Source organism: Pseudomonas entomophila L48 (assembly GCF_000026105.1).
Classification (GTDB): domain Bacteria; phylum Pseudomonadota; class Gammaproteobacteria; order Pseudomonadales; family Pseudomonadaceae; genus Aquipseudomonas; species Aquipseudomonas entomophila.
Genome location: NC_008027.1, coordinates 855,790 through 881,086, shown reverse-complemented (window position 1 = coordinate 881,086; position 25,297 = coordinate 855,790). Strand labels below are relative to the sequence as shown.

Genomic DNA, 25,297 nt, shown 5'->3' with positions numbered 1-25,297 from the left:
GCGTCATGCTGGCTCGTCGACCGGTCGCCCGTTCTCCTGCACCAGCACCATGCTCTGCGGCGAGGACAGGGCAATGCCCTCGTCGCGCAAGCGCCCGAGGATAGTGAACAGCAGGTCGCTGCGCGTGCTCGATACCTGCCGTGGCGAGGCCACATAGCCGCTCACCCCGATCACCATGCCACTGCTGGTCAGGTCCTTGAAGGTCACCGACGTGGCCGGCGCATCGAGGATCGACTCATGCTCCTTGTACGCCGCCAGCAGCACCTCGCGTACTTTTGCAGGGTCAGTCTCCAGCGGCAGCGTCAGGGTGATGCTGACCACCCCGAGGGCATTGGCCATGGTCACGTTGCGCACGTTCTGCGAGATGAACTGCGAGTTGGGCACGATCACCGTCGAGCGGTCGGACATCTGGATCTCGGTGGCGCGCACGTTGATCCGGCGAATGTCACCCTCGACACCGGCCAGGCTCACCCAGTCGCCCACCTTCACCGGGCGCTCGGTGAGCAGGATCAGGCCGGAAATGAAGTTCTGCACGATCTGCTGCAGGCCGAAACCGATACCCACCGACAGCGCACTGACCACCCAGGTCAGGCTGGTCAGGTTGATGTGCAGGGTCGACATCACCAGCATGGCCAGGAACAGGAAGCCGAGGTAGCCCACCAGGGTCACCAGCGAGGCGCGCATGCCGGCGTCCATGTCGGTTTCCGGCAGCAGGCGCTCGCTCAGCCAGCGTTTGACCACGCGGATGGCGAACCAGCCACCGAGGAAGATCGCCACGGCCAGGAAGATATCCTGGGGCACGATGTTCAGGTTGCCGAGTACCTTGCCGCCGGTGCCATCCCAGTCCGCCAGGCTCAGCAGCAGCTCGCCCGGGCTGGTGCCCGAAGGCATGAACACCAGCAATGCGGCGGCGAACAGCAGCAGCGTGCGGCCGATGCCCGCCAGCACGGTGCTGGCCTGGGCCTGGTGGCGTTGTTGCAGGCCCAGGGCCGAGGCCAGTGCCAGGCCACCCGGCTGGCGAGGCGACAGCAACGTTTCGCACAGGTCGCCGAACACCGTGACCAGCAGGTAGGCGCAGGTCACCACCACGCTGATCCACAGCAACTTGGCGGTGAGGAAGTACGCCAGCGTCAGGTAACCGGCCAGCAGGGTCAGCAGGATCGCCACCACCCACACCACGATCACGAACGGGATCAGCCCGGCCAGCCCTTTCGGACGCTCCAGGTCATGCAGGCGATGGGCGCGGCGATAGCGCAGCAGGGCCACGACGAACAACAGTGACACCACCAGCGCGGTCACGCCGTTGGTGGCCAGGGTCAGGGCCAGGCTGGTGCCGATCACGCTGTTGATGCGTTCCTGGGTGAGCAGCACCATCAGCGCCAGGGCCAGTACCTTGGGGAACCAGCCCAGGGCGCTGGCCACTTCGTCGGCGATCGGCGGCAGGCGCCAGGACGGGCGTTGCAGCATCAGCATGGCGCGGCCAAGGCCCGAGATGAAGGCACTGAACACCACCAACGCGAGGATGTGGTTGGTCAGGCTGGCGAGGTCGGGGCCGAGGTCGGCGCTGCTTTCCAGGCCCCAGCGCAGCAGCGACACCGAGCCGGAGATGGTGCCCAGGGTCGCCAGGCTGACACTCAGCGCCAAGGCGCTGCGGCGCAGGCGGCCTTCGGGCAGCCAGCGGATCATCGCGTCGGCCAGCAACCGTTCGAGCACCCGGCGCACCAGGGTCCAGACCAGCACGGCGGCGACCAGGGCGGTGATGAACCACCAGCGGTGCTCGGCGCTGAAGGCGCTGGCCATGGCATCCGACGCTTCGCCGCGCAGGTCGCGCAAGCGCGCCACGTCGTCGTCGGTGGGGCGGATCAGGCTCGACCAGAACGCCGGGCTCAGCGGGCTGGCGGCGCGGCTGGTGATCTGCGAGTTGAACAGGCTGCGGCGCAGGTTGACGATCTGGGTGGACAGGTCACGGGCCGACTGAGCCAGCGTGGTGGCGTCCTTCTGCTCGGCGAGTACATCATTTTTCTCATCGGTGAGCTGCTTGCGCTGGCGGGTCAGGCTCTGGGCCTCTTCCGGCATCTGTGGGCCGAGCACGTTGAGCTGGTCGTCCAGGCGCTGCACATCGGCAGTGCGCTGGGTGACCAGCACATCGGCCTGGCGCTGCACCTGCAGGGCCGACTGGCGCAACTGCGCGAGCAGGTCGTCGTTGGCGTTGCTGGTGACGCCCTGGCGGATCTGGTCGAGCCGCTCGCTCAGTTCCTCCAGGCCGGCGTTCTCATCCAGCACCTGCTGTTCGGCCACGGCCAGGCGCGACACCGGCGTGGCCGGCTGAGCCCAGGCGGGCACGGCCACGCACAACAGCAGGGCCAGAAGCCCCGCATAAAATCGGTCAAGGCTGACACGCCTCATCGAATGTTCCTCTATACAACTCGACAGGGCGTGAATTCTACGCGTTCCAGAGGCTCAGGAGAGTGCCGTCTCTCGGTCCAGCAACTGGCGTTTGCGTTCAATGCCCCAACGGTAGCCGCTGAGGTCACCGTCGCGGCGCACCACCCGGTGGCAGGGGATGGCCACCGCGATGTGGTTGGCCGCGCAGGCCTGGGCCACCGCCCTGAACGCCTTGGGCGCGCCGATGCGCTCGGCGATGTCGGTGTAGCTCACCCGGGTGCCCGCCGGTATCTCGCGCAACGCCTGCCAGACCCGCTCCTGAAAAGCCGTGCCCTGCACGTCCAGCGGCAGGGCCAGGCCCAGCGCCGGGGCTTCGACGAAACCCACCACTTCGGCGACCAGCCGCTCGAAGCCTTCGTCGCCACCGATCAATCGCGCCTTGGGGAACTGGTCCTGCAGCTCGTCGAGCAATGGCTCGGGCTCATCGCCCAGCAGGATCGCGCAGATGCCTCGCTGGCTCTGGGCAACCAGGATCGCCCCCAGCGAACACTGGCCCAGGGCAAAGTGAATGGTCGCACCCTCTCCGCCCGCACGGTACTCGCGCGGGCGCATGCCCAGGCGTTCACCGGCACTTTCGTAAAAGCGGCTGTTGGAGTTGTAGCCGGCGTCGTAGATGGCTTCGGTGACACTGGGTGCATTGTCCAGACGCTCGCGCAGGCGCCGGGCGCGGAATGCCGAGGCGTAGGCCTTGGGCGTCAGGCCGGTTTCGGCCTTGAACAGACGGTGCAGGTGGAAGGGGCTGAGACTCAGCGCCGCGCCCAGCTGGTCGAGGCTGGGCGCGGGGTCGCTGGCTTCGATCAGGCGGCAGGCGCGGGCCACCAGATCACTGCGGCGCACGGCTTGAATACCGCCCGCGCAACGCTTGCAGGCCCGGTAGCCGGCGGCTTCGGCCTGGGCGGCGTCGGTGAAGAACTCGACATTCTCGCGCTTGGCCAGGCGCGACTTGCACGCTGGCTGGCAATACACCCCGGTGGTGCGCACGGCATAGACGAAATGGCCGGTGGCGGCAGTGTCGCGGGACTGCACGGCCTGCCAACGCGCGGCTTCGGTGGTGTAGGTCGGGACGGGGGTCATGGCGTCTCTCCAGGCATCGATGGGCTCAGCCTGACAGCTGCGGCTGGCACGATCACTCCGATTCTTGCAGGTAATTCATCAGGTGCCATCCAGACTCCCTCATCGTCAAACACCCGCACGCTACCTGTAGGAGCCGGCTTTGCCGGCGAATAGGCCGCGACAGCCGGTACGAAAGCAACGGCCTTGCGCTGCCTGCACAGGCCCATTCGCCGGCAAAGCCGGCTCCTACAGGGAATGCGCAGGTCGATCAGGCACGCCACAGGTACCAGGCTGCTACCGTACGATAAGGGCTCCACGCTTGCCCCATTTCGCGCATCCGCGCTGGCGTCGGTGCCTTTTCCAACCCTTTCATCCGGCGATAGCCCTCGCGCACGCCAAAGTCATCCACCGGCAGGATGTCCGAACGCTCCAGGCTGTAGATCAGCAGCATCTCCACCGTCCAGCGCCCGACCCCACGCAGGCTCACCAGACGCTCGACCAAGGCATCGTCCGGCAGCAGCAAGGCTTCTGCCCGACTGGGTACAACACCCTCCAGATACGCCTGGGCGATGCCATGGAGCGTCGCGGTCTTGCTCGCTGAAAACCCGCAGGCCCGCATCATCTCCGGGCTGACCGCCAGCAACTGTTCCGGCGTCGGGAATGCGGTTTCGGGAAACAACGCCAGCAATCGCCCGAGGATCGCCTCCGCCGCCCGTGCATGCAATTGCTGGTAGGCGATCGCCCTCACCAGCGTCTCATAGGGCTCGCGACCGGGCGTGGCCTGGTGCAGGCAAGGGCCGGTGGCAGCGATGTGACGCGCCCAATCCGGGTCCTGGCCAGCCAGGTACTCGGTGGCTGCGTCAAAGGCCTGGGGCGAAAGGTCGGCAAGGATCATCGGCACGGCTCGACAACGGTGGAACCTCCATCCTAGACCAACCGCTCCACGATGAAACGACCCTTCTTGCGCCCAACACCGTACCTGTAGGAGCCGGCTTTGCCGGCGAATGGGCCAGCTCAGTCAACACAAGGCGCTCAGTCCACCACCGCCTGCAACTTGCCCGCCCGCCGATACGCCTGCCGCGCAAAACACACGAACAACCCCGCCATTAGCGCCAGCGCCATGGGCAACCCATGGGGCGCCACATCCATCGCCGCACCGCTGACCAGCGGCCCGACCAGGCTGCCCACGCCCCAGAGCAATCCGACACTGGCATTGGCCGTGACCAGGTCCTGCCCCTTGAAGCGTTGCCCGATCAACACCAGCGCCAGGGTGTAGATGCCGCCTGCGACCGCCCCGAGCACCACCAGCAGCGGCCACAACAGCCAGGTCATCTGCAGCAGCCACGGCAGGGCGATACCGATGCTCATCGCGACAAGACCACAGACCAGGTGCAGCCCGGTACGCTCGACCCGGTCGGCCAGCCAGCCCAGCGGCAGCTGGAAGACCATGTCACCGGCAAACACCACGGTCACCATCAAGGCCGCCACGCCCACGGCAAAGCCATGGCTGGTGGCATACACCGGCAGCAACGACAGCACCACGGCATCGAAGAACGAAAAGAACAGCACCGCCACGCACAGCGCCGGCGCGACACGGAAGAAGCCGGCCAGGCCGAAGCTCTTCTCGCCCTCATCGCCGTGTTCGACGTGGTCGTTGGGCACGGTGAACAAGATGCACAACAGGGCCAGCCCGTAGCAGGCGGTGACCACGGTGGTCAGCCACGGGCTGTCGGCGCCGAGCAGCGCCAGCAGTGCAGGGCCAAGCACCTGGAAACCGGTGAAGCTGGTGGCGTACAGGGCCATGATCTTGCCGCGATTATGGTCCGGGCACAGCTCGTTGACCCACGACTCACCCAGGATGATCGCGATGCCCATGCCGATACCCAGCCCCAGGCGCAGCAGCGCCAGCCACAGCATCGAGTCGAACGCCCACTCCAGCAAGGCGATGCTCAGGGTGCACAGGCTGAAGCTCAGCAGGTAGATCACGCGCCGGGTCAGGTGCTTGCAGCAGGTATCGACCATGAAGGCCGAGAGCATCATGCCCGCCGCCGGGATCGCCGAGATGATGCCGATTTCCAGTGTCCCCGCCCCCGCCTCGTGCAGGCGCAACGACACCAGCGGCAGGCTCGCCCCGAGGCTGAAACCGACCACCGACACGGCGAACAACAGGCCCGCCAGCAAACGCATGTTCATGTACCACTCCTTGCAAGCCGACGCGCAGGGGCTCTGGCCCTGGCCGGCTGGAAAAACCGCTGAAAGATGTTCGAACGCAGACGCCCGCGGTCACGCCGGGCAGGCGCGGGACGCAGGATCGCGAAGTCAGTTCAGGGCAAGGTGTGGCGAGAAAGTGAAGGCGAACAGCACGCTGCGCCGACGCTTGAGCACCGTGTCGCTCGGCCACGCGCGGCGCGCTGTCGGGGCGACAGGCTGGCGGTGTGGATGAGTACTACGGTTCATTGCATCGACTACGCAGGTAAAGAGGAGGCGGCACTCTAGGCCATCGATGAACGGCACGTCAATCGTTCGCCGGCAAGCCGGCTCCTACCGAGACCGGAGTAGGAGCGGCTTCAGCCGCGATGCGGGTAGCGCGGTACCTGGCACCCGCTTTGCGGGTGATCGCGGCTGAAGCCGCTCCTACAGTGTTCATATCAGAGCGACGGGGGTGAACCACTCATCAACGCTTGCCGGTGGACGGCAGGAACACCGCCAGCAACCCGAACAACGGCAGGAACGAACACACGCCATACACGTATTCGATCCCGCGCAGGTCGGCCAGGTAGCCCAGCAATGCCGCGCCGATCCCGCCGAAGCCGAACATCAGCCCGAAGAAGATCCCGGCGATCATCCCCACGTTGCCCGGCACCAGCTCCTGGGCATACACCACGATGGCCGAAAACGCCGAGGCGAGGATGAAGCCGATCACCACGCTGAGCACGGTGGTCCAGAACAGGTCGGCATAGGGCAGCGCCAAGGTGAACGGCGCCACGCCCAGGATCGAGAACCAGATCACCGCCTTGCGCCCGATACGGTCACCGATCGGCCCACCGAAGAAGGTGCCGGCCGCCACCGCGCCGAGGAACAGGAACAGGTGCAACTGCGAACTGGCCACCGACAGCTGGAACTTCTCGATCAGGTAGAAGGTGAAGTAGCTGGTGAAGCTGGCCATATAGAAGTACTTGGAGAACACCAGCAACCCCAGCACCACCAGCGCCAGCATCACCCGCTGGCGCGAGATGCCATGGGTGGCCTGCGCCGCCTTGCGCGCCTTGAACTGGTTGAGGTGGTCCTTGTACCAGCGGCGCAGCATCAGGGTGACGGCGAAGAAGAACAGCCCGGCCACGCCGAACCAGGCCACGTGAGTCTGCCCGAACGGAATGACGATGGCCGCCGCCAGCAGCGGGCCGAACGCGGAACCGGCGTTGCCGCCGACCTGGAAGCTCGACTGGGCCAGGCCGAAACGCCCGCCCGAGGCCAGGCGGGCGATGCGCGAGGTCTCCGGGTGGAAGGTCGACGACCCGATCCCCACCAGCGCCGAGGCCAGCAGGATCATCGGGAAGCTCCCCACGAAGGCCAGCATCACGATACCCACCAGGGTGCACAGGGTACCCAGGGGCAGCAGGTTGGGGGTTGGCCGCTTGTCGGTGTAGAAACCGACCCACGGCTGCAACAACGAAGCCGTAACCTGGAAAGTCAGGGTGATCAGGCCGATCTGGGCGAAGCTCAAACCATAGTTGGCCTTGAGCATCGGGTAGATCGCCGGCAGCACCGACTGGATCAGGTCGTTGATCAGGTGCGCCAGGGCGCAGAAACCAATGATGCGCATCACCAACGGGCTTGCCTGGCTTGCCGGGCTGCTCGCGCTGGAACTTTGGGTGTTGCTGATGGCCATGGGCTGGATTTCCGTCCGCAGGTTGGGATCCGATTATCGTGAAACAAATAGATACGAAGCTACCTTTTTATTTACCCCTGCCGTCCATCTCGCGCGTGCTTGTAAATAATTCTCAATATAATTAGCATCCTTTGACTCCCTCCCGTAAACGCTGGGCCAAACCGCCCCGCCCTTGCGAGCAGCCCGATCCCATGACCCCGATGCCCGCCTTGCACCCCACGCCCGATCCCGAGCAGGAAGCACTGGACTGGTTCTCCCGCCTGCGCCAACCCGGCTGCGACGAGGCGCTGCGCCAGGCGTTCGGCCAATGGTGCCAGGACCCGCTCAATGCGCGCGCCTATGCGCAACTGGAAGCCTACTGGCAGCAGCTACAGGCCCCGGCGCCGCCACCACGCCCGCGGATCGTCGAGGTTCGCCGCAGCCGTGCTGGCCTGTGGCTGGCGGGCGTGTTCCTGGCGCTGCTGAGTGTGTTGGCGGTGCTCTACTGGCCGATGATGCAACGCCTGGCCAGCGAACTGAGTACCGACGTCGGCGAGCGCCGCAGCGTGCGCCTGGCCGACGGCTCGACCTTGCACCTGGACAGCGCCAGCGCGATGAATGTCGACCTGCGCGGGCGCACCCGCCTGCTGCAGCTGGTGCAGGGCCAGGTGTACCTGGAAGTGATGCTCGATGGCCGGGCCATGGAGGTGCAGGTCGGCGATACGCGGATCCAGGTGTTCGGCACCCGTCTGCAGATCGCCCGCCACGGTAACCACGATGAACTGGAAGTGATCAGCGGCAGGGCCACTGTCGTGCAAGGCAGCGACCAACGCATGGTCAGCGCCGGTGAGCGGGTCACCTTCAGCGAGCAACGGATCGATCCGGTCGAAAAGATCAGCCTCAAGTCCGCCGATGCCTGGCGCGACGGTCGACTGTTGGCCACCAACATGCCACTGGGGGAAGTGGTGGAGCGCCTGGCCGGCTATCAAGGGTTGCGCGTCTGGTGGCAGGACGAACAAGCCGCATACCGCCGCGTGAGCGGTGAGTTCGACCTGGATCACGCGGGCCAGAGCCTGGACACGCTGGCGGCCGGCCAGCAACTGCGGCTATACAACGTGCTGGGCCACTGGCTGATCGTGCGCTGAACTGGACTTTCCGGCTAAGCATTTGAAAGGTTGGAAAATTTTTTGAAAACAGTGTTGACAGGTTGGCGTTTCGAGCTAATAATGCGCGCCAAGTTGGCTACATAGCTCAGTTGGTTAGAGCATAGCATTCATAATGCTGGGGTCCGGGGTTCAAGTCCCTGTGTAGCCACCACCTTCTAAAAGGGCTTATCGAAAGATAAGCCCTTTTTCTTTGCCTGCGAAAAAGCAGCCACTTCCGGCTACTTCACCCCCGCCACTGCCACCGCCAATCCCAGGCCGATCAACGCTACCCCGATCAAGCGGTCCACGATCACCTGCCGCTCGATCATCGCCTTGCGCAACCCTGCGCTGGAGAAAAACACGGCCACCAGGCTGAACCACACCCAGTGGGCGAACGACATGAACGCGCCATAGGCGAAATCCACGGCCAGCGGGCTGCCCGGTTGCACCACCTGGGTGTAAGCGCTGACCACGAAGAGCATGGTCTTGGGGTTCAGGGCATTGGTCATGAAACCGGTGCGCAACGCGGCCAACCTATTGGCCTGACCGCCGGGCGCCTGCCCGTCGAGGCTAATGCGCGTGGTGTTGGTCAGCGACTTGTAGCCCAGGTAGACCAGGTAGCCCGCCCCCACCACCTTCATCACCAGGAACAGCGCCGGGCTCTGGCTGATGACCACGGCGATGCCGAGCACGGTGTACAGCACATGCACCTGTACGCCCAGGGCGACCCCCAAGGCGGCGGCCAGCCCGGCCTTGCGCCCCTGGGCGTAACTGCTGCGGGTGACCAAGGCGAAGTCGGCGCCCGGGCTGATGACAGCCAGCACGGTAAACAGGGCGACGGCGATGAGTTCATTCACGAAAGCGTCCTCGATAGGCGATGAAAATTCACTTGAGCCGTAATTATCGAGATGCTTCAAAGCAGTAAAAATCGATTTATAGTGAAGCGAATACGCTAGTTTTCCTCACAGATATGGACCTCACTCCAACCTGTAGGAGCCGGCCTTGCCGGCGAAGAGGCCAGAAAGGACAACACCCTCCCATGAAACTGCCCCCACTCAACGCCCTGCGCTACTTCGACATCGCCGCCGAAACCGAAAGCTTCGTGCGCGCCGCCGAACACCTGCACGTCACCCACGGCGCCGTCAGCCGCCAGGTGCGCCTGCTCGAGGAAAGTCTCGGCGTGGAACTGTTTGATCGACGCAACCGCGCCCTGTTCCTGACCCGCGCCGGTCGCGAACTGCAGGCCACCACCCGAACCATCTTCGAACAGCTCGAACAGACGGTGCAGCGCCTGCATCCACCCGCACACGACAACGTCCTGGTGGTCTCGTGCGAGCCGACCATCGCCATGCGCTGGCTGATCCCTCGCCTGCCGCGCTTCCACGCCGCGCACCCCGACCTGCAACTGCACCTGGTGGCGGCCGGAGGGCCGGTGGATTTCGCTCGCGCCGGCGTGGACCTGGCCCTGCGCCGCGACGACTTCCACTGGGACCACCAACTGCACAGCCTGAAGATCTGCGATGAATGGATCGGCCCGGTCGCCAAGGCAGGCTTCAAGGGCCGACGCCTGCTCCACAGTGCCACCCGCCCCGACGCCTGGGCGACTTGGCTGCGCCTGAGTGGCCAGAACCTCCAGCAAGGAGAACGCAGCGACTTCGAGCATTTCTACTTGTCGCTCCAGGCCGCCAGCGCGGGCGTGGGGTTGGCCATCGCCTCGGTGCTGATGGTCCGCGACGAACTCGACAATGGCCAGCTTGAGGCGCCCTTCGGCTTCCTGCGCGACGGCTCCAGCTACCACCTGCTCAGCCCACAGCCACTGGATGACGGCGGCAAACGCCAGCGTTTCGCGCAGTGGGTGAGCGGTGAATGCCAGGCCTGCCTGGCTCACCTGGGCTTGGCACAGAACGACGAGCCGGCGCCGCCATCGCCGCCCCACGTGCGGTAACCCGCCGTATCGATGTGGATGCGCCCCGATGGATAGCGGCCCAGGCCCATGTTCCAGGCCTCGCCATGCTGCTGCCAGAATCGGCACAGCGGGTTGGGATCGGCCCAGGACGGCAGCAGCAAATCGACGGCGAAGGCACGCATGTGCGCGCTGCTAGGCGCGCCGCCCGCGCAAGCATTGAGCTGCGGGTCGCGATAGGCCGAAACCACCTCGAACTGGCGCAGCATGCCCTGCTCATCCAGCATCTTGATCAGTGAAAGCGTCGAGCGCACCGCCGGCCAGTGGCTCGCTGGTGGCACTGCAAACGGCGAGGCACGGCACTGGCGCCAATCCGAGGCCGAGCGCAGCAACTGGTGGATCGGCACCACGCCATACAGCCGCGCATCCACCAGCATATTGCGAAAGGCGCGGTTTTCATGGTCCCCCGCCCATTGGGCGAACATCCACACATCACGCTCATCGGCCTGAACGGTACCCATGCCCAACAGGCTAATAGCCACTAGCCACAATCTGCTGCTTTTCATCCCCCCTCCTCTTCCTCCACCATGGGCGCGCCCGCCGACCCTGGCGGCCACTGACAAGGAGTTAAGCATGCACAAGATTGCCCTATCGGGTCTGGCCGCCCTCGCCTTCAGCGGCATGGCGCTGGCCGACGCGCAGATCGACCTGGGCGACGCCAAGCGCGTCACCCGCCTGTTCGCCTACCCCAACAACTGCAACGTGATCTGCTACCGCGACTGGACGCTGGAGCAGACCGTCGAGCACTACCTCACGCAAAGCGTGCGCCGCGATGGCTATGCCAACGCCAAGGTCACCGTGAACCGCGACAACGACAAGCTGCATGCTCAAATCACGGACGTGCCCGCAGGCTACACCGAGCCCCTGCGCAAGCTGCTCGACAGCGGCGAGCTGGCCTACCAGGGCGCCACCCAGCTCAACCAGAAAGGCGGCTGGGACTTCAGCTGGTACCTGTTCCTGCCCTTGGGAATGGCCCTGGAGAACCGCCGCAGCGTCGAACTGCTGCACTTCCCGCCGGATTACTCGCTGACTCACTACCAGGACTACCTGAAGTCCAACACCACCGACCGCTGGGCCGAGCTGCTGACCTTCAACGGCGTCGACGCCACCCAGACCCCGGCCTACCAGACCATCGTCGACATCGCCCCGATTGCCGCGCCAGCCAGCGCCGGCAAGGACCTGGAAGGGGTCTACAGCTACTTCAACGACTACCAGGTACGCATGGTCAAGGAAATCGCCCTCACCCATGCGGGCAAGGGGGCCTTGCCGATGGTCGCCTTCGGCTCCCCCGTGCGCAGCTGGATCCAGCAGCAGTATGGGCCGAAGGTGAACGTGCTGGGGCTGGTCAGCATCAGCCCCGAGGCTGGCAGCACCAAGGTGCCGGTGCTCGGCGCCAACCACCCCAGCGCGATCTGGTACGCCGCCGACCCGAAAGGTTACGACGGCGACCAGGACAAAGCCGACGCGGCCGGCCTGAAGATGATGGGCCAGGATCTTTCCGTCGCCTGCTGGCAGGCCGGCATGGGTCGCAATCCGCAGGCTGATGCCAAGCTGACGCTGGATGCCTGCACCACCAAGTGGCAGGTCACCCAGAAGAAGCAGACCTGCGAGCTGTTCTACCGCACCATTCGCGAGATGACGCCAGAGCAGGCGGCGGCCAAATGCAATACCGGGACGGTGACGCGTAGCCTGCGTGATTTGCGCAAGCCGATCGAAGTAGAACATCCAGAGATTTGAGGCGCCCGTGCGGCCTGTTCGCCGGCAAGCCGGCTCCTACCTTACCTGTAGGAGCCGGCTTGCCGGCGAACAGGCCGCACCGCGAAATCAGTCTTCCAGCAGCGTGCAGGCCATCACCAGCGCATCCTCACGCCCACCCGCCACCGGGTAGTAGTCCCGGCGCCGCCCAACCTCGTTGAACCCATACCGTTCGTACAAGCGATAGGCCGACTGGTTGCTGGCACGCACTTCGAGGAAGCATTCACGCCCGTTGAGCTGATAGGCCCGCGCCATCAGGTGCTCGAGCAGCCGCAGGCCCAACCCGCAACCCTGGTTCTCCGGTTTCACGGTGATATTGAGCAGGTGCGCCTCGTCGATGATCACATTGATCACCCCATGCCCCACCTGCTGCTGGCCATCGAACATCAGCCACACTTCGTACGACTTCAGCGCATCCTGGAAGATGCCGCGGGTCCAGGGGTGGCTGAACGCGGCATACTCGATCTTAAGCAGGGCATCCAGATCCGCCTCGGTCGCCGGGCGGAAACTGATCGATTCACTCATTCAACGCTCTTCCAGCGCGCCATCAGCTGGCGCATGGCTTTCCAGACGTCCGCCTTGCGCTGCGGCTCGTCCATCAACAGTTCAAGGCCGGGCAAGGCCCAGGCGTCGCCGAGCAGGTCGACCTTGAGTTCTTGGTAATAGGCCTCGGCATCCGCCTGCCCGGCAAAGCGCACGGCCGGCAGGCCGACCAGCCACAGGCAGCTGCAGGGCGCCTCTTCCAGACGCGCGGCGATGAAGCCCTGGACGAAGTCCCGGGCAGCGTCAGGGCCCTGGTCCATGTTGCCGCGCACCAGGAACGGCCAGCGCACCGGCTCGCCGATGATCTGCGGGGCGTCCGGCAGGCCGGCTGCGCGCAGCATGTCCTTGAGCAGCAGGTAGGATGGGTCGCGGCTCTGGAATGGCTGGCCGGTGGCCAGTTCCACCAGCAGCAGGCAACTGCCGGCACGCAGCAATTGCAGGGCAAAGCGTGGCGGTGGAACGGGGGCTGGACGCGGCGCCGGGGCCGCCTCCTCGGTGGTTTCGACCGGCTTGGCGGCCGGTTTCGGGGCGCTGCCTGGGCGCGGGATCTCGATCTTCGGCCGCTCCGCACGGGCCTGGGGGACTGCGGGCGCCTCGCTTGTAGCCGGCGCCGGGGCCGCCGGGCGCGTGTCGAAATCGATGTCCTCGACCGGTGCCACCGGCAGCAGCAGTTCAGGCCGCGACGGCGCGGCGAACGGCAGTTCGGCGCGCGGCAGCCAGTGCACCACTTGCATGGCGGAAAGGTAGGCGCGGCGGCGGGACTCGATGAGCAAGGCGCGGGTATCCGGGAAAAATCAGTCGGCCATTCTAACGCCGTTGACAGCGTCGTGCCGCATCAGACCGACGGAATTTATCGGCTCTACCGGCCCTGTTCGCTGGCAAGCCAGCGCCTACAGGCCCCGCGCAGCCCTTGTAGGAGCTGGCTTGCCAGCGAACAGGGCCAGTGAAAACCCTAGGAAACCTGAGGTGATCCCCTATTGCAGACCAAGGGGTGAATTCCTCCCCCCCGGATGCAGTACAATCGCCCCTTTTATTTGGCAACGAGTCGACCCGCCAATGATCGAACCCAAGCGCGTCCTGCGCGCCCTAGCCGAACACTGGGCCCTGATCGAGCCGCTGTGCGAGCGCTTCGACCAGGGCACCCTGAGCCTGGTCGAGCTGCGCCAGCAGCTGGCCCGCCAGCAGGTGGAAAGCACCCCGCAGGACATCACCCAGCTGCTCGACGTGTGGATCCGCCTGGACATCCTGGTCCCGGTGGCCAAGAGCCCGAACCGCTTCGAGCTCAACGCCCAGATCCACGACTTCCTCGCCTACCTGCGCCGCGAGCACCGGCTGGGCCTGTGCCTGGAGATCGAGGCGTACCTGCGCCACCTGGAACGCCTGGCCGGGCATATCCAGGACGCCTTCGACAACCGCGACAGCGACGACCTGGCACGCCAGCTGCGCCTGCTCGACATGCGCGTGCGCGATGTACTGAAGAAGCTCGACAACGACGAACAGGCGCTGGTGGCCGTGGCCGAACGGGCCAAGACCAGCAACCGCCAGATCCCCCTGCGCCAGCGTTACGCCGAAGTCCTGGCGACCTGGGACGAATACGTCGAGCCGATGATCCAGCTGGTCAACGCCGACGGCGCCTTCGAGCAGGGCGTGCGCAAGGTCGAGACCGTGCTGCTGCGCCTGTTGGGCGAGCAGGCGCGCCTGGGCCACCTGGTCGACGACGACATGCTGCTGCGCACCCACGCGCGCATCCTCGAGATGCAGACCAGCGCCCAGCTCACCCTGCGCCACGCCCGCGAACTGCTGCTGCCGCTGCGTGAAGAAGCACGCCGACACAACGCCGTGACCCGTGGCGCGGCGCTGGCCTTGTCGGTGATCCGCAAGAAAGGCATCGACGCCGTGCCGCAGGCGGCCATGCCGCTGTTCACCCGCCCGCAGAGCACCTTCCTCGGCAGCGCCAGCCAGGTCGAAGCCTACGTCTATGCCCTGGCCCGCTTCGAGCCCAAGCCTGCGCGCTTCCCCAAGGCGCACAAGACGCAAAAGGGCCCGCTGCCCCGCGCCCCGCGCACGGTCAAGGAAATGCTCGAACGTTGCGAAGACGCCCTGCCGCTGCCGGACCTGATGGTCTGGCTGCTGGAGCAGGAGCCCGAAGGCGCCACCGACGAGCTGCTGTACTGGTTCTCGCGCCTGTCGCGCGAGAAGCGCTTCAGCCGCGAGCGCCTCGATCGCCAGCAATACCTCACCCGCGAACACCTGGTCAGCCTGCGCTCCTTCGCCCTGACTTCCAGCCGCGACAACAAGCCGGCGACCACGACCGAATCCACCGCGAGCCCCACCCATGCATCTTGATCTTTCCGAACTGTCCCAGCTCGCGCCGATCTTCCGCGAGCTGTTCAAGGGCTTCCACATCAGCCGCCGCGACCCGGAGCTGTACGCCCAGCTGTCGAACTTCCAGGACCAGTACCGCACCCTGTTCAAGGCCCTCGGTTTCGAGCTGGTCTGCGACACCCGCGGCTTCTACTACTTCGTCCCGGAACAGGCCGCCGCGCAGGTCAACAAGACCGCCCAGCGCCTGTCGCTGTTCACCTTCATCCTGGTCGAGCACCTGGCCGACCAGGGCCGCGACCCGATGGCCGTGCTCGACGGCGGCAGCATCGGCCGCGACGAACTGCCATCGCTGCTGGACAAGTACCGCGACCTGTTCCTGCAAGCTGAAGTGCAGACGGTCGACGAGCTCGAAGAAAAGATCATGCGCCGCATGACCCAGCTGGGCTTCGCCTTCGAAGAAGGCGGCATCTACCGCTTCATGCCACCGATGCACCGCTTCCTCGACGTGTGCCTGTCGGTCCAGCAGGACCGCGACCTGGCCGCCACCCTGCACAGCGACCTGCCGCTGCCGGTGCCCGTGCTGGTGGTGGAAGAAACCCCCGAGGAACTCAACCGCACCGACGACCCGCTCGACCTCACGCCGTTCGATGGCGAGGAGAGCGAGGAGGACGCCCTGGCCCGGGCCATCCGCGAAGAGCAACAGGAGATTGACGCATGAGCCAGGAACGCTACGGCATCCGCCGCTTCGCACTGCTCAACACCGCCGGCTACAGCCTCGGCCTGTTCCCCCTGGAACACCCGCTGTCGGTCTATGGCGCCAACAACCTGGGTAAATCGGCGTCGATCAACGCGCTGCAGTTCCCGATCCTGGCGCGCATGTCCGACATGAGCTTCGGCAAGTACAGCCTGGAGCAGTCGCGCCGTTTCTACTTCGCCACCGACACCAGCTACATCCTCTGCGAACTGAACCTGCCCCACGGCCCGCACGTGATCGGCGTGGTCGGCCGCGGCCCGGGTGGCGGCTTCGGCCACCAGTTCTTCGCCTACCAGGGCGAGCTGGACCTGGCCCACTACCAGAAAGACGACACCTGCCTGCGCCAGAAAGAGCTGTTCACCAACCTCGAGCGCAACGGCCTGAAGGCCTACGAGCTCAAGCCGGACGAACTGCGCCGGCTGCTGGTCGGCGGCCACACCTCGGTGCCACTGGACCTCACCCTGATCCCGCTGCGTTCGACCAGCGAGCAGAGCCTGAAGACCTTCCGCGCCCTGTTCATCAACCTGCTGCACATGCGCGAGATCACCGCCGCCAAGCTCAAGCAGCTGTTCCTCGACGCCTTCGAGCACAGCCTGCGTTCGGGCAGCGTCGACTACATCGCCGCCTGCGAAGAGGCCTTCCGCGACGTGCGTCGCATGGAAGGCGACTACAACGCCCTGGTGGCCGCAGGCCCGCTGGTCGAGGCCCTGGCCGGCGGCGTGGCCCAGCGTGACATCCTGCGCGGCAAGCTGCACCGCATCTCGCCCTTGCTCGACAACCTGCTGGGCACCTGGCAGGACTACGCCATGGCGCGCAAGGAAGAATTGGTCATTCAGTCCGAGCACTACCGCGGCGAGCAGGACCGCCTGCAGAACGACCAGCGCGGCGGCACCCAGGAGCTGATGCGCCTGGAGCGCGAGATCACCGGCATCCAGCGCTGGCTGGGCGAGCTGTCGGTGCTCAAGCACCGCTTCGCCCTGGTCACCGACGTCAAGGTGCTGGAACAGCAACTGCTGGCCGCCAAGGACGCCCACGACGAACTGGCCGGCGCCCTGGCCCAGTCGCGGCAGTTCTCCGCCGAAGACCTCGACGAGCGTGTGCGCGACCTGGAAAAACGCGTGAAGGCCGTCAAGCAGCAGCTCGACCATGCCGACAACAACAGCTACGCCCGCCTGCGCGAAGAGTTCTCGCAGCAGGACGTCGACCGCCTGATGCGCCTGTTCAACGGCGCACTGTTCAGCCTGCCGCTGGGCGACCGTGGCATCGAGCTGGACGAAAGCGACGTATGGGTGAAAACCCTCGAAGGCGTGCTCGACCGCTTCAAGGGTGAGCGTTTCGAAGTGCCGGGCCTGTCCATCGACATCTCGCACATCGACCCACCCGCGCTGCAGGCCCTGGCCGACCGCGCCGCCCTGCGCGACCAGAAAGAACGCCTGGAGAAAGAGCTCAAGCAGCTCAAGACCCAGCAGGCCGTGGCCCTCGACCGTGCCGCCAGCAAGGCGCAGACCGAAGCCCTGTACCAGCAGGTGCTGGATGCGCAGAAAGCGCTGGAAGACTTCCGCCGCACCGAGACCCTGGCCGCCGAAGAGCCGGAAAAAATGGAGCAGCTGGGCCAGCTGGAAGCCGCCCAGGACGAGCTCAAGCGCTCCAGCGACGCCTTCACCGAACGCGTCCAGCAACTGTCGGCCAAGCTGCAGCTGGTAGGCCGGCAGATCGCCGACCTGGAAGCCAAGCAGCGCACCCTGGAAGACGCCCTGCGCCGCCGCCAGCTGCTGCCGGCCGACCTGCCGTTCGGCACGCCGTTCATGGAAGCGATCGACGACTCCATGGACAACCTGCTGCCCCTGCTCAACGACTACCAGGACAGCTGGCAAGCCCTGCAGCGCGTGGACAACCAGATCGAGGCGCTGTACGCCCAGGTGCGCCTGAAAGGCGTGGCCAAGTTCGACAGCGAAGACGACATGGAGCGCCGCCTGCAGCTGCTGATCAACGCCTACTCGCACCGCACCGAGGAAGCGCTGACCCTGGCCAAGGCCCGTCGCGCCGCGGTCACCGACATCGCCCGGACCCTGCGCAACATCCGCAGCGACTACGACAGCCTCGAGCACCAACTGGCGCTGTTCAATCGCGAGATCAACAAACGCCAGGTGTCGAACCTGGAGAGCTTCCGCGTGGTGCTGGCACCGAACAAGGAAGCGCTCAAGCACATCGACCAGATCATCCACAGCGCCGGCCAGTACGAGGAAGGCGAGACGCTGTCGGTGTTCGACCTGACGCAAAACGCCGACCAGGACCACAAGAACGAAGAGGCCAAGGAGTACCTGGCGCGGCTGGTGGCGGCCAACCACAACCAGCTGGGCTTGAAGGACCTGTTCGAACTGGCCTTCGAGATCACCAAGATCAACAGCCAGCCGGTGATCCACGCCGACATCGACGGCGCCGCCTCCAACGGCACCACCATGACCATCAAGGCGCTGACCAACATGTACCTGTTGCTGCACCTGATGGACCGTGACCTGGCCGGGCGCATTCGCCTGCCGTACTACCTCGACGAGGCGGCAGACATCGACGAGCGCAACCAGGCGGCATTGCTGGAGACCAGCCAGCAGCTGGGCTTCGTGCCGATCCTGGCGAGCGTGAAGCCGCAGGTGTCGGCGCGGGTGGCGATCGACCTGGAAGGCGGCAGCGGGCCGAACGGCATCTACATCGACGAGGCGGACTGGAAGTACATCAGCCGTCGCGACGAGGTGAAGGCCATCGTGCGCGAGGATGAGGCCGAGGAATTGGCCTGATTCGGGGTGTTGGGGCCGCTTTGCGGCCCATCGCGGATAAATCCGCTCCTACAGCCCCTGTGGGAGCGGATTTATCCGCGAATGGAGGCCGAAGGCCTCCCGGCGATCAATCGGTTATTGCTGCGCCCACGGCAAGATCGGAATCGCCGTCACCGCATTCTGCGGGCTACCTTCGATCACCCGGTCGCTATACACCAGGTACACCAGCGTATTGCGCTTCTTGTCGAGGAACCGCACCACCTGCATGGTCTTGAACACCAGCGAGGTGCGCTCCTTGAACACCTCCTCGCCATCTTTCAACTCACCCTTGAAGTGGATTGGCCCCACCTGACGGCAGGCAATCGACGCCTCGGCACGGTCCTCCGCCAACCCCAACCCACCTTTGAGGCCGCCGGTCTTGGCCCGCGACAGGTAGCAGGTCACGCCATCGACCTTCGGGTCATCGAACGCCTCGACCACGATCCGGTCGTTCGGCCCGACGAACTTGAACACGGTGGACACCTGGCCGATCTCCTCGGCCCCGGCCAGCATCGGCAGCATCAAGGCCGCCACGGCAAACATCCTTTTCAACACGGTGATCTCCTTCAGACCAGGACCAGGTTGTCGCGGTGCACCAGCTCAGGCTCGGCGCTGTAGCCCAGCAGGCTCTCGATGGCATCAGACGGCTGGCCGATGATCTTCTGCGCCTCCAGGGCGCTGTAGTTGGCCAGGCCACGGGCGATCTCATGACCGTCCTGACCGACACAGACCACCATCTCGCCACGGCGGAAGCTGCCCTGGACAGTCTTCACGCCCACCGGCAGCAGGCTCTTGTTCGACTCGCGCAGCGCCTTCACGGCACCATCGTCGAGCACCAGGGTGCCACGGGTCTGCAGGTGGCCAGCCAGCCATTGCTTGCGCGCGGCGAGCATGCCGCGCTCGGGCGACAGCAGGGTGCCCAGGCGCTCGCCGGCCTTCAGGCGGTCCAGCACGCGTTCGATACGGCCACCGATGATGATGGTGTGGGCACCGGAACGGGCAGCCAGGCGCGCCGCGCGCAGCTTGGTCTGCATGCCGCCACGCCCAAGGGCGCCACCGGTACCACCGGCCACGGCATCCAGCGCCGGGTCATCGGCACGGGCTTCATAGATGAGTTGGGCTTCGGGATTGTTACGCGGATCGGCGTCGAACATGCCATCGCGGTCGGTGAGAATCACCAGCAGGTCGGCCTCGACCAGGTTGGCCACCAAGGCCGCCAGGGTGTCGTTGTCGCCGAAGCGGATCTCGTCGGTAACCACGGTGTCGTTCTCGTTGATCACCGGCACCACGCCCAGGTCGACCAGCGTGCGCAGGGTGCTGCGCGCGTTGAGGTAGCGCTTGCGGTCGGAGAGGTCATCATGGGTCAGCAGGATCTGCGCGGTGTGCTTGCCGTGCTCGCCGAAGCTCGACTCCCAGGCCTGGACCAGGCGCATCTGGCCGATCGAAGCGGCGGCCTGCAACTCGTTCATCGCACTCGGTCGCGAGGTCCAGCCCAGCTGGCTCATACCAGCCGCCACGGCCCCGGAGGACACCAGCACCAGCTCCACGCCCGCTTCGCGCAGGGCCACCATCTGCTCGACCCACACCGCCATGGCGCCGCGGTCCAGCCCCTTGCCATCGGCGGTCAGCAGCGCGCTGCCGATCTTCACGACCCAGCGCTGGGCGCCAGTCACCTTGCTTCGCATCTTCTCTTCCAACCTATGTCGAATCTGTAGATACCGTGGATACAAAAACGCCGCTCCAGAGAGCGGCGTTTAGTGTACTGCAACCGATCAGTCGCGCACGTAAATGATTTCCGGGCCGTCTTCGTCGTCCTCGAAATCATCCCAGTCGTCATCGTCGCCGATGTCGTGCACGCTCTTGACGCCGGTGCGGCGCAGGGTGCGGGCGTCGTCCAGGGCCTGCAGCTGGGCACGGGCCTCGTCTTCGATGCGCTGGTCGAGCTCGGCCAGCTCTTCGGCGTAGGCCGGGTCGTTGGCCAGGCGGTCGGCGCGGTCTTCCAGGTAACGCATCAGGTCGTGGCTGAGCTTCTCGGTGCCCTGCTTGGCGATGGCCGAGATCACGTAGACCGGGCCTTCCCAGTTCAGGCGCTCGACCACTTCCTTGACGCGCTCATCCTTCTCGTCGTCCATGATCATGTCGGCCTTGTTCAACACCAGCCAGCGCTCACGATCGACCAGCGCCGGGCTGAACTGCGCCAGCTCGTTGATGATGATCTCGGCGGCATCGGCCGGGCTGCTGCCGTCCAGCGGCGCCAGGTCGACCAGGTGCAGCAGCACGCGGGTACGGGCCAGGTGCTTGAGGAAGCGGATACCCAGGCCGGCACCTTCGGAGGCGCCTTCGATCAGGCCGGGGATGTCGGCGATGACGAAGCTCTTCCAGCGGTCGACGCTGACCACGCCCAGGTTGGGCACCAGGGTGGTGAACGGGTAGTCGGCGACTTTCGGCTTGGCGGCCGACACCGAACGGATGAAGGTGCTCTTGCCGGCGTTCGGCAAGCCCAGCAGGCCGACGTCGGCCAGCACTTTCATTTCCATCTTCAGGTCGCGCTGGTCGCCCGGCTTGCCTGGCGTGGTCTGGCGCGGCGCACGGTTGGTGCTGGACTTGAAGCGGGTGTTGCCCAGGCCGTGCCAGCCGCCTTGGGCGACCATCAGCTTCTGGCCAGGGGTGATCAGGTCACCGATGACTTCCTGGGTGGAGGCGTCGATCACGGTGGTGCCGACCGGCACGCGCAGGAACAGGTCATCGCCCTTCTTGCCGGTGCAGTCGGTGCTGCCGCCGTTGGAGCCGCGCTGGGCTTCATGGTGGCGGGTATAGCGATAGTCGACGAGGGTGTTGAGGTTCTCGTCGGCCACCATGTACACCGAGCCGCCGTCGCCACCGTCACCGCCGTTGGGGCCACCGTTCTCGATGAATTTCTCGCGGCGGAAGCTCATGCAACCGTTGCCGCCATCACCGGCTTTTACCCGGATCGATACTTCGTCTACAAACTTCATTTAAACCGCCTCTCGCCAGTCGGCGAGCTGAAAACCAAAAACCTGAGGCTCTTGCAAAAATGAGCGCGGCGGCCCCGTACGACCAGAAACCAACGCCGGCAGCCCATACAAACAGCTTTGCAAGAGGCTCACCACAAACGAAAAAGCCCCGTCGCATGACGGGGCTTCTGGAGCGACGTCGCGATTAAGCGGCGACGATGCTCACGTAACGGCGCATGAACTCGCCTTTTTTCTCGAACTTGATCACGCCTTCGATCTTGGCGAACAAGGTGTGGTCCTTGCCCATGCCAACGCCGTAGCCAGCGTGGAATTCGGTACCGCGCTGACGGACGATGATGTTGCCCGGCTTGATAACCTGGCCGCCATACATCTTCACGCCAAGGCGTTTAGATTCTGAGTCGCGACCGTTACGAGTACTACCACCAGCCTTCTTGTGAGCCATGGTTCAATTCTCCAATAAATTCAGGGGATCGGGGCGATTAAGCCTGGATACCGGTGATTTTGATCTCGGTGAACCACTGGCGGTGGCCCATGCGCTTCATGTGGTGCTTACGACGACGGAACTTGATGATGCGAACCTTGTCGTGGCGGCCTTGGGAAACGACTTCGGCCACTACTTTAGCGCCAGCAACAACTGGAGCACCGATGGTGACGTCGTCACCGTTGGCGACCAGCAGGACGCGATCGAAAGTCACGGATTCGCCAGTGGCGACTTCCAGCTTCTCGATCTTGAGGAATTCACCTTCAGCGACTTTGTACTGCTTGCCGCCGGTAACGATTACTGCGTAAGACATGGTATTTCTCCGATAATCCTGCTCACCCAGCGCTTTATATGATGAGTATTGGCTGGCATGGCTGCACAAGGCTGGAAAGGCCCGGCGCAATTGCGTAAGGCAGGTGCTGCCCAGGAAAGTTAGGGTGCGCGATTGTACGCAACCCTATAAATGCTTGCAAGTGCCGGCCCGGGGCCACGGCCACCGCGCCTTGACACACCGGTACCCGCGACCTAGCATGCCGCGCAACCTCAATGGAGCAGCCGATGCAACCCCAAACCTTCTACCGCGCGGTAGCTGATGATTTCAGCGCCGTCGACGAGATCATCAAGAAGCAGCTGACCTCGCGCGTGCCGCTGGTATCGAAGATCGGCGACTATATCACGTCCGCCGGCGGCAAGCGCCTGCGCCCGCTGCTGGTGCTGCTGTGCGGCAAGGCCCTGGGCCGCGAAGGCGACGACCTGCGCCTGCTGGCGGCGACCATCGAGTTCCTGCACACCGCAACCTTGCTGCACGACGACGTGGTCGACATGTCCGGCATGCGCCGCGGCCGCTCCACCGCCAACGCCCTGTGGGGCAACGCCCCGAGCGTGCTGGTGGGCGACTTCCTCTATTCGCGCTCGTTCGAGATGATGGTCGAGCTGGGCTCGATGCCGGTCATGCAGATCCTCTCCAAGGCCACCCGCGTCATCGCCGAGGGTGAAGTGCTGCAGCTGTCGCGTGTGCGCGACGCCAGCACCACCGAGGAAATCTACATGGACGTCATCCGCGGCAAGACCGCGATGCTGTTCGAAGCCTCGACCCACAGCGCCGCCGCGCTGGCCGGCGCCAGCGACGAGCAGCGCGAGGCCCTGCGCACCTTCGGTGACCACCTGGGCGTGGCCTTCCAGCTGGTCGACGACCTGCTGGACTACAAGGGCGACTCGGAAACCCTGGGCAAGAACGTCGGCGACGACCTGGCCGAAGGCAAGCCGACCCTGCCACTGATCTACGCCATGCGCGAAGGCACCGCCGAGCAAGCGGCGCTGGTGCGCCAGGCGATCCAGAAGGGTGGCCTTGAGGACCTGGAGCAGATCCGCATCGCCGTCGAGGCTTCCGGCGCCCTGGCCTACACCGCGCAGATGGCCCGTGACTACGTCGCCCGCGCCATCGCCTGCCTGGAAGTGCTGCCGGCCAGCGAGTACCGGGATGCGCTGGTCGAGCTGAGCGAATTCGCGGTAGCACGTACGCACTAAACACATCGCGTCGCCTTTTTCGCGGGTAAACCCGCTCCTACAGGTCCACCACTTACCTGTAGGAGCGGGTTTACCCGCGAATGCTTTTGCACAGGCAAAACACATTTCCCAGGCAAAACCTTATACAATGTGCGCCTTTGTCCGTCTGTACTTGAAAGGAAAAGCCGTGAGCACTCTGCCACCCTGCCCCCAATGCAACTCCGAATACACCTACGAGGATGGCACCCAGCTGATCTGCCCCGAATGCGCCCACGAGTGGTCGGCCAATGGCGAAGCCGACGCCGCCAGCGATGACGTGGTGAAGAAGGATTCGGTCGGCAACGTCCTGCAGGACGGCGACACCGTCACCGTGATCAAGGACCTCAAGGTCAAGGGCTCATCCCTGGTGGTCAAGGTCGGTACCAAGGTCAAGAACATCCGCCTGTGCGATGGCGACCACGACATCGACTGCAAGATCGACGGCATCGGCGCGATGAAGCTGAAGTCCGAGTTCGTACGCAAGGTCTGACTCCCCCTCGGGGCTGCCCTCCGGGCGGCCCTGACAGATCCTGCAACGGGATCGTGCGCACCCTTCGGAAGAAATCTTCCAATAGTCTCTTGCTATTTTGATAATAAGAATTATTCTCATTGGAACCGCTATCCAATGGAGAATAGCCATGACCTATCTGATCGACGCCTGGCTCGACCGCCCCCACCCCTACCTGCGCATCCTGCATCGCGAGACTGGCGAAGTCTGTGCCGTGCTTGAAGAAGACGCGCTCGACGAACTGCGCGACCAGGGCGACCTGGATCTTACCGGGTTGAACTCGAGTGAACCGGGAGTGCTCAAGGAGGTGGTGCGCAACCTGTTCCTGTTCTGCTATGCGCGGGCATTGCGCCCAGGGGGAACGGATTGGAACTGAAAAGCTTCGCCGGTAAGCCGGCTCCTACAGGACGCATTCGCAATCTGTAGGAGCCGGCTTGCCGGCGAACGGGCATTACAGAACGTCGAGCAGCTCGACGTCGAACACCAGTACGCTGTGCGGCGGGATGCTACCAACGCCTTGGGCGCCGTAAGCCAGCTCGCTTGGCACGTACAGGCGCCATTTGCTGCCGGCGTTCATCAGCTGCAGGGCCTCGGTCCAGCCAGCGATCACGCCGCCGACAGGGAACTCAGCCGGTTGGCCGCGCTCGTACGAGCTGTCGAACACGGTGCCGTCGATCAGGGTGCCGTGGTAGTGGGTGCGCACGTTGTCTTCGCGCGAAGGCTTGGCGCCCTCGCCTGCGGTCAGCACTTCGTACTGCAGGCCCGAGGCCAGGGTGACGATGCCTTCACGCTTGGCGTTGTCGGCCAGGAATTCCTTGCCAACGGCAGCGGCGGCTTCAGCCTTGGCTGCGGCTTCGGCTTGCATCACTTCGCGGATGACTTTGAAGGCAGCCGACAGGTCGGCTTCGCTGACACGGCTGTCGGCGCCGTTGAAGGCGTCGGTCAGGCCGGCCACGATGGCCTCCAGGTTGACGCCCGGTGGCGGGTTGTCACGCAGCTGGCCGCCCAGCTGGCGGCCGATGCCGTAGCTGACGCGGGTTTCGTCGGTGGACAGGTTGAGTTCGGACATGGGCTTGCTCCACTTAAGGGCGCACTGCATCCGCGCC

General features: G+C 65.0%; 24 protein-coding genes and 1 tRNA gene. 10 read left to right on the top strand and 15 right to left on the bottom strand.

Annotated features, from left to right (window positions below; translation table 11 throughout):
* Positions 1-3 precede the first annotated feature (3 nt).
* The 5 genes from PSEEN_RS03920 to PSEEN_RS03900 form a co-directional block, all read right to left on the bottom strand.
* A complete protein-coding gene (locus tag PSEEN_RS03920; protein ID WP_011532186.1) occupies positions 4-2,406 on the bottom strand; it encodes a DUF3772 domain-containing protein in 2,403 nt (800 codons plus the stop codon).
* Positions 2,407-2,460: 54 nt separating this feature from the next.
* Complete coding sequence (gene ada / locus PSEEN_RS03915) at positions 2,461-3,519, bottom strand: bifunctional DNA-binding transcriptional regulator/O6-methylguanine-DNA methyltransferase Ada (RefSeq protein ID WP_011532185.1); 1,059 nt, start codon at positions 3,517-3,519, stop codon at positions 2,461-2,463.
* A gap of 247 nt (positions 3,520-3,766) precedes the next feature.
* Positions 3,767-4,393: a DNA-3-methyladenine glycosylase family protein gene (locus PSEEN_RS03910; RefSeq protein ID WP_011532184.1), complete on the bottom strand. Its 627-nt coding sequence runs from the start codon at positions 4,391-4,393 to the stop codon at positions 3,767-3,769.
* Between the two features lie 137 nt (positions 4,394-4,530).
* Positions 4,531-5,691, bottom strand: a complete 1,161-nt coding sequence (locus tag PSEEN_RS03905) for an MFS transporter (RefSeq protein WP_011532183.1) — start codon at positions 5,689-5,691, stop codon at positions 4,531-4,533.
* Positions 5,692-6,172: 481 nt separating this feature from the next.
* On the bottom strand, positions 6,173-7,387 hold the full coding sequence (locus PSEEN_RS03900) for an MFS transporter (RefSeq protein ID WP_011532182.1): 1,215 nt from the start codon (positions 7,385-7,387) through the stop codon (positions 6,173-6,175).
* A gap of 191 nt (positions 7,388-7,578) precedes the next feature.
* On the opposite strand from PSEEN_RS03900, the gene PSEEN_RS03895 reads away from it, so the two are divergent.
* Positions 7,579-8,511 carry a FecR family protein gene (locus PSEEN_RS03895; RefSeq protein ID WP_011532181.1) on the top strand — a complete coding sequence of 311 codons (933 nt, stop codon included), beginning with the start codon at positions 7,579-7,581 and terminating at the stop codon, positions 8,509-8,511.
* 95 nt (positions 8,512-8,606) lie between these two features.
* Positions 8,607-8,683, top strand: a tRNA-Met gene (locus tag PSEEN_RS03890).
* Positions 8,684-8,750: 67 nt separating this feature from the next.
* Here PSEEN_RS03890 and PSEEN_RS03885 read toward each other — a convergent pair.
* The gene (locus tag PSEEN_RS03885) at positions 8,751-9,368 is read right to left on the bottom strand and encodes a LysE family translocator (protein WP_011532180.1); all 618 of its coding nucleotides are present in this window, start codon (positions 9,366-9,368) and stop codon (positions 8,751-8,753) included.
* A 182-nt stretch (positions 9,369-9,550) separates the two neighbouring features.
* Between PSEEN_RS03885 and PSEEN_RS03880 the strand changes: the two genes are divergently transcribed.
* Positions 9,551-10,456 carry a LysR substrate-binding domain-containing protein gene (locus PSEEN_RS03880; RefSeq protein WP_011532179.1) on the top strand — a complete coding sequence of 302 codons (906 nt, stop codon included), beginning with the start codon at positions 9,551-9,553 and terminating at the stop codon, positions 10,454-10,456.
* Here PSEEN_RS03880 and PSEEN_RS03875 read toward each other — a convergent pair.
* Positions 10,396-10,980, bottom strand: coding sequence for a D-Ala-D-Ala carboxypeptidase family metallohydrolase (locus tag PSEEN_RS03875; protein WP_193383911.1), 585 nt, complete (start codon positions 10,978-10,980; stop codon positions 10,396-10,398). The two genes, PSEEN_RS03880 and PSEEN_RS03875, sit on opposite strands and share 61 nt — an antisense overlap.
* A 67-nt stretch (positions 10,981-11,047) precedes the next feature.
* Here PSEEN_RS03875 and PSEEN_RS03870 point away from each other — a divergent pair, with 67 nt between their 5' ends.
* The gene (locus tag PSEEN_RS03870; protein WP_011532178.1) at positions 11,048-12,211 is read left to right on the top strand and encodes a hypothetical protein; all 1,164 of its coding nucleotides are present in this window, start codon (positions 11,048-11,050) and stop codon (positions 12,209-12,211) included.
* Positions 12,212-12,298: 87 nt separating this feature from the next.
* On the opposite strand, the gene rimI is transcribed toward PSEEN_RS03870, so the two are convergent.
* Positions 12,299-12,754: a ribosomal protein S18-alanine N-acetyltransferase gene (gene rimI, locus PSEEN_RS03865; protein ID WP_011532177.1), complete on the bottom strand. Its 456-nt coding sequence runs from the start codon at positions 12,752-12,754 to the stop codon at positions 12,299-12,301.
* Entirely contained in the window at positions 12,751-13,545 is a 795-nt protein-coding gene (locus tag PSEEN_RS03860) for a hypothetical protein (RefSeq protein ID WP_011532176.1), read from the bottom strand. Before PSEEN_RS03860 ends, rimI begins: the two co-directional genes overlap by 4 nt.
* Positions 13,546-13,828: 283 nt before the next feature.
* Between PSEEN_RS03860 and mksB the strand changes: the two genes are divergently transcribed.
* The 3 genes from mksB to mksF are packed head-to-tail and all read left to right on the top strand — an operon-like array spanning position 13,829 to position 18,643.
* Complete coding sequence (mksB, locus tag PSEEN_RS03855) at positions 13,829-15,118, top strand: Mks condensin complex protein MksB (protein ID WP_011532175.1); 1,290 nt, start codon at positions 13,829-13,831, stop codon at positions 15,116-15,118.
* Positions 15,108-15,815 (top strand): Mks condensin complex protein MksE, encoded by a 708-nt coding sequence (gene mksE / locus PSEEN_RS03850; protein WP_011532174.1) that lies wholly within the window; start codon positions 15,108-15,110, stop codon positions 15,813-15,815. Before mksB ends, mksE begins: the two co-directional genes overlap by 11 nt.
* Complete coding sequence (gene mksF, locus PSEEN_RS03845; protein WP_011532173.1) at positions 15,812-18,643, top strand: Mks condensin complex protein MksF; 2,832 nt, start codon at positions 15,812-15,814, stop codon at positions 18,641-18,643. Before mksE ends, mksF begins: the two co-directional genes overlap by 4 nt.
* A 114-nt stretch (positions 18,644-18,757) precedes the next feature.
* On the opposite strand, the gene PSEEN_RS03840 is transcribed toward mksF, so the two are convergent.
* From PSEEN_RS03840 to rplU, 5 genes are all read right to left on the bottom strand, one after another.
* On the bottom strand, positions 18,758-19,204 hold the full coding sequence (locus PSEEN_RS03840; protein ID WP_162042940.1) for a CreA family protein: 447 nt from the start codon (positions 19,202-19,204) through the stop codon (positions 18,758-18,760).
* Positions 19,205-19,227: 23 nt separating this feature from the next.
* A complete protein-coding gene (gene proB, locus PSEEN_RS03835; protein WP_011532171.1) occupies positions 19,228-20,346 on the bottom strand; it encodes a glutamate 5-kinase in 1,119 nt (372 codons plus the stop codon).
* Between the two features lie 87 nt (positions 20,347-20,433).
* Positions 20,434-21,657, bottom strand: coding sequence for an Obg family GTPase CgtA (gene cgtA, locus PSEEN_RS03830; RefSeq protein ID WP_011532170.1), 1,224 nt, complete (start codon positions 21,655-21,657; stop codon positions 20,434-20,436).
* A 184-nt stretch (positions 21,658-21,841) separates the two neighbouring features.
* Positions 21,842-22,099 carry a 50S ribosomal protein L27 gene (rpmA, locus tag PSEEN_RS03825; protein ID WP_003247464.1) on the bottom strand — a complete coding sequence of 86 codons (258 nt, stop codon included), beginning with the start codon at positions 22,097-22,099 and terminating at the stop codon, positions 21,842-21,844.
* Positions 22,100-22,136: 37 nt separating this feature from the next.
* Positions 22,137-22,451 carry a 50S ribosomal protein L21 gene (rplU, locus tag PSEEN_RS03820; RefSeq protein WP_011532169.1) on the bottom strand — a complete coding sequence of 105 codons (315 nt, stop codon included), beginning with the start codon at positions 22,449-22,451 and terminating at the stop codon, positions 22,137-22,139.
* A 245-nt stretch (positions 22,452-22,696) separates the two neighbouring features.
* Between rplU and PSEEN_RS03815 the strand changes: the two genes are divergently transcribed.
* The 3 genes from PSEEN_RS03815 to PSEEN_RS03805 all read left to right on the top strand — a co-directional run bounded on the left by PSEEN_RS03815 (position 22,697) and on the right by PSEEN_RS03805 (position 24,567).
* Positions 22,697-23,665, top strand: a complete 969-nt coding sequence (locus PSEEN_RS03815) for a polyprenyl synthetase family protein (protein WP_011532168.1) — start codon at positions 22,697-22,699, stop codon at positions 23,663-23,665.
* 166 nt (positions 23,666-23,831) lie between these two features.
* Positions 23,832-24,173 carry a zinc ribbon domain-containing protein YjdM gene (locus PSEEN_RS03810; RefSeq protein ID WP_011532167.1) on the top strand — a complete coding sequence of 114 codons (342 nt, stop codon included), beginning with the start codon at positions 23,832-23,834 and terminating at the stop codon, positions 24,171-24,173.
* A gap of 148 nt (positions 24,174-24,321) precedes the next feature.
* Positions 24,322-24,567: a PA4570 family protein gene (locus tag PSEEN_RS03805; RefSeq protein ID WP_011532166.1), complete on the top strand. Its 246-nt coding sequence runs from the start codon at positions 24,322-24,324 to the stop codon at positions 24,565-24,567.
* 75 nt (positions 24,568-24,642) lie between these two features.
* Here the strand turns inward: PSEEN_RS03805 and PSEEN_RS03800 are convergent, their stop codons facing one another.
* Positions 24,643-25,260 (bottom strand): BamJ family beta-barrel-assembly machinery protein, encoded by a 618-nt coding sequence (locus PSEEN_RS03800; RefSeq protein WP_011532165.1) that lies wholly within the window; start codon positions 25,258-25,260, stop codon positions 24,643-24,645.
* Positions 25,261-25,297: the final 37 nt, after the last annotated feature.